Here is a 4,932-nt window from a genome sequence, read left to right as displayed (position 1 = left end):
AAAAAAGGTATTGACAGGTAGGAGGTATAGGTGATATACTAATATAGTTGTCGCGAAAGACAAAGCCCTTTGAAAACTGAACAAGACGAACCAAGTGCAGGGTGACATAGAGATATGTAACCTGTCAAAAAAGCGAAAATAAATCTGTCAGTGGACAGTAATGAGTGCGAACTCAAACTTTTTAATGAGAGTTTGATCCTGGCTCAGGACGAACGCTGGCGGCGTGCCTAATACATGCAAGTAGAACGCTGAAGAGAGGAGCTTGCTCTTCTTGGATGAGTTGCGAACGGGTGAGTAACGCGTAGGTAACCTGCCTGGTAGCGGGGGATAACTATTGGAAACGATAGCTAATACCGCATAAAATTGATTATTGCATGATAATTAATTGAAAGATGCAATTGCATCACTACCAGATGGACCTGCGTTGTATTAGCTAGTTGGTGAGGTAACGGCTCACCAAGGCGACGATACATAGCCGACCTGAGAGGGTGATCGGCCACACTGGGACTGAGACACGGCCCAGACTCCTACGGGAGGCAGCAGTAGGGAATCTTCGGCAATGGGGGGAACCCTGACCGAGCAACGCCGCGTGAGTGAAGAAGGTTTTCGGATCGTAAAGCTCTGTTGTAAGAGAAGAACGGGTGTGAGAGTGGAAAGTTCACACTGTGACGGTATCTTACCAGAAAGGGACGGCTAACTACGTGCCAGCAGCCGCGGTAATACGTAGGTCCCGAGCGTTGTCCGGATTTATTGGGCGTAAAGCGAGCGCAGGCGGTTAGATAAGTCTGAAGTTAAAGGCTGTGGCTTAACCATAGTATGCTTTGGAAACTGTTTAACTTGAGTGCAGAAGGGGAGAGTGGAATTCCATGTGTAGCGGTGAAATGCGTAGATATATGGAGGAACACCGGTGGCGAAAGCGGCTCTCTGGTCTGTAACTGACGCTGAGGCTCGAAAGCGTGGGGAGCAAACAGGATTAGATACCCTGGTAGTCCACGCCGTAAACGATGAGTGCTAGGTGTTAGGCCCTTTCCGGGGCTTAGTGCCGCAGCTAACGCATTAAGCACTCCGCCTGGGGAGTACGACCGCAAGGTTGAAACTCAAAGGAATTGACGGGGGCCCGCACAAGCGGTGGAGCATGTGGTTTAATTCGAAGCAACGCGAAGAACCTTACCAGGTCTTGACATCCCTCTGACCGCTCTAGAGATAGAGTTTTCCTTCGGGACAGAGGTGACAGGTGGTGCATGGTTGTCGTCAGCTCGTGTCGTGAGATGTTGGGTTAAGTCCCGCAACGAGCGCAACCCCTATTGTTAGTTGCCATCATTCAGTTGGGCACTCTAGCGAGACTGCCGGTAATAAACCGGAGGAAGGTGGGGATGACGTCAAATCATCATGCCCCTTATGACCTGGGCTACACACGTGCTACAATGGCTGGTACAACGAGTCGCAAGCCGGTGACGGCAAGCTAATCTCTGAAAGCCAGTCTCAGTTCGGATTGTAGGCTGCAACTCGCCTACATGAAGTCGGAATCGCTAGTAATCGCGGATCAGCACGCCGCGGTGAATACGTTCCCGGGCCTTGTACACACCGCCCGTCACACCACGAGAGTTTGTAACACCCGAAGTCGGTGAGGTAACCGTAAGGAGCCAGCCGCCTAAGGTGGGATAGATGATTGGGGTGAAGTCGTAACAAGGTAGCCGTATCGGAAGGTGCGGCTGGATCACCTCCTTTCTAAGGAGTCCGTAAGGACACACGGAATGCACTTGAGTCTTGTTTAGTTTTGAGAGGGCTATGTGGGGCCTTAGCTCAGCTGGGAGAGCGCCTGCTTTGCACGCAGGAGGTCAGCGGTTCGATCCCGCTAGGCTCCATTATCTAGTTTGACTAGATAAAGAACTTGTCCATTGAAAATTGAATACCGATATCAAATAGTAACAAGAAAATAAACCGAAAACGCTGTGAAAATTAATGAGTTTAAGACTGAAAGGTCAAAAATAAGGTTAAGTTAGTAAGGGCGCACGGTGGATGCCTTGGCACTAGGAGCCGATGAAGGACGTGACAAACGACGAAATGCCTCGGGGAGCTGTAAGTAAGCACTTGATCCGGGGATGTCCGAATGGGGGAACCCAACAGGTTGATGCCTGTTACCCATTTCTGTTAAGGGAATGAGGAGGAAGACGCAGTGAACTGAAACATCTAAGTAGCTGCAGGAAGAGAAAGCAAAAGCGATTGCCTTAGTAGCGGCGAGCGAAGAGGCAGGAGGGCAAACCGAAGAGTTTACTCTTCGGGGTTGTAGGACTGCGCTGTGGACTCAGAATTTATAGAAGAATGACTTGGGAAAGTCAGCCAAAGAGAGTAAGAGCCTCGTATTTTAAATAGATTCTGTACCTAGCAGTATCCTGAGTACGGCGGGACACGTGAAATCCCGTCGGAATCTGGGAGGACCATCTCCCAACCCTAAATACTCCCTAGTGACCGATAGTGAACCAGTACCGTGAGGGAAAGGTGAAAAGCACCCCGGGAGGGGAGTGAAATAGAACCTGAAACCGTGTGCCTACAACAAGTTCGAGCCCGTTCATGGGTGAGAGCGTGCCTTTTGTAGAATGAACCGGCGAGTTACGTTATGATGCGAGGTTAAGTTGAAGAGACGGAGCCGTAGGGAAACCGAGTCTGAATAGGGCGCTTTAGTATCATGATGTAGACCCGAAACCATGTGACCTACCCATGAGCAGGTTGAAGGTGCGGTAAAACGCACTGGAGGACCGAACCAGGGCACGTTGAAAAGTGCTTGGATGACTTGTGGGTAGCGGAGAAATTCCAAACGAACTTGGAGATAGCTGGTTCTCTCCGAAATAGCTTTAGGGCTAGCGTCGACATGAAGATTCTTGGAGGTAGAGCACTGTTTGGGTGAGGGGTCCATCCCGGATTACCAATCTCAGATAAACTCCGAATGCCAATGAATTATGGTCGGCAGTCAGACTGCGAGTGCTAAGATCCGTAGTCGAAAGGGAAACAGCCCAGACCACCAGCTAAGGTCCCAAAATAATTGTTAAGTGGAAAAGGATGTGGGGTTGCACAGACAACTAGGATGTTAGCTTAGAAGCAGCTATTCATTCAAAGAGTGCGTAATAGCTCACTAGTCGAGTGACCCTGCGCCGAAAATGTACCGGGGCTAAAACAATTTACCGAAGCTGTGGATACCTTTTATAGGTATGGTAGGAGAGCGTTCTATGTGTGGAGAAGGTGTACCGTGAGGAGCGCTGGAACGCATAGAAGTGAGAATGCCGGTATGAGTAGCGCAAGACAGGTGAGAATCCTGTCCACCGTAAGACTAAGGTTTCCAGGGGAAGGCTCGTCCGCCCTGGGTTAGTCGGGACCTAAGGAGAGACCGAAAGGTGTATCCGATGGCCAACAGGTTGAGATTCCTGTACTAGAGTATGAAGTGATGGAGGGACGCAGTAGGCTAACTCGTGCGTACGAATGGATGTACGTCTAAGCAGTGAGGCGTGGTATGAGTCAAATGCTTATACCTGTAACGTTGAGCTGTGATGGGGAGCGAAGTTTAGTAGCGAGTGAGTGATGTCACACTGCCAAGAAAAGCTTCTAGCGTTGTATCATACTCTACCCGTACCGCAAACCGACACAGGTAGTCGAGGCGAGTAGCCTCAGGTGAGCGAGAGAACTCTCGTTAAGGAACTCGGCAAAATGACCCCGTAACTTCGGGAGAAGGGGTGCTGACTTTTGTCAGCCGCAGTGAATAGGCCCAAGCAACTGTTTATCAAAAACACAGCTCTCTGCTAAATCGTAAGATGATGTATAGGGGGTGACGCCTGCCCGGTGCTGGAAGGTTAAGAGGAGTGCTTAGCGGTAACGCGAAGGTATGAATTGAAGCCCCAGTAAACGGCGGCCGTAACTATAACGGTCCTAAGGTAGCGAAATTCCTTGTCGGGTAAGTTCCGACCCGCACGAAAGGCGTAATGATTTGGGCACTGTCTCAACGAGAGACTCGGTGAAATTTTAGTACCTGTGAAGATGCAGGTTACCCGCGACAGGACGGAAAGACCCCATGGAGCTTTACTGCAGTTTGATATTGAGTGTCTGTGCCACATGTACAGGATAGGTAGGAGCCTAAGAGATCGGGACGCCAGTTTCGATGGAGGCGTTGTTGGGATACTACCCTTGTGTTATGGCCACTCTAACCCGGTAGGTTTATCATCTACGGAGACAGTGTCTGACGGGCAGTTTGACTGGGGCGGTCGCCTCCTAAAAGGTAACGGAGGCGCCCAAAGGTTCCCTCAGACTGGTTGGAAATCAGTCGCAGAGTGTAAAGGTATAAGGGAGCTTGACTGCGAGAGCTACAACTCGAGCAGGGACGAAAGTCGGGCTTAGTGATCCGGTGGTTCCGTATGGAAGGGCCATCGCTCAACGGATAAAAGCTACCCTGGGGATAACAGGCTTATCTCCCCCAAGAGTTCACATCGACGGGGAGGTTTGGCACCTCGATGTCGGCTCGTCGCATCCTGGGGCTGTAGTCGGTCCCAAGGGTTGGGCTGTTCGCCCATTAAAGCGGCACGCGAGCTGGGTTCAGAACGTCGTGAGACAGTTCGGTCCCTATCCGTCGCGGGCGTAGGAAATTTGAGAGGATCTGCTCCTAGTACGAGAGGACCAGAGTGGACTTACCGCTGGTGTACCAGTTGTTCTGCCAAGAGCATCGCTGGGTAGCTATGTAGGGAAGGGATAAACGCTGAAAGCATCTAAGTGTGAAACCCACCTCAAGATGAGATTTCCCATAACGCAAGTTAGTAAGAGCCCTGAGAGAAGATCAGGTTGATAGGTTAGGAGTGGAAGTGTGGTGACACATGGAGCGGACTAATACTAATCGCTCGAGGACTTATCCTAGAATAAGAGCTTCATCAGAGTGCAGCGAATGGTTTAGAG

Annotated in this window: 1 tRNA gene and 2 rRNA genes; all 3 read left to right on the top strand. The window is 50.5% G+C overall.

Annotated features, from left to right (window positions below):
• The first annotated feature begins 180 nt into the window (after window positions 1-180).
• The 3 genes from HMPREF9378_RS01860 (at window position 181) to HMPREF9378_RS01870 (ending at window position 4,893) form a co-directional block, all read left to right on the top strand.
• A 16S ribosomal RNA gene (locus HMPREF9378_RS01860) occupies window positions 181-1,728 on the top strand.
• Window positions 1,729-1,792: 64 nt separating this feature from the next.
• Window positions 1,793-1,865, top strand: a tRNA-Ala gene (locus tag HMPREF9378_RS01865).
• Window positions 1,866-1,992: 127 nt separating this feature from the next.
• Window positions 1,993-4,893: ribosomal RNA gene (locus HMPREF9378_RS01870) — 23S ribosomal RNA — on the top strand.
• The 16S and 23S rRNA genes sit together here with 1 tRNA gene alongside, the layout of an rRNA operon.
• The last annotated feature ends 39 nt before the right edge of the window (window positions 4,894-4,932 follow it).

Origin of the sequence: Streptococcus sanguinis SK1 = NCTC 7863, assembly GCF_000194945.1 — a bacterium.
GTDB lineage: Bacteria > Bacillota > Bacilli > Lactobacillales > Streptococcaceae > Streptococcus > Streptococcus sanguinis.
This window is presented reverse-complemented; position numbering and strand designations above follow the sequence as displayed.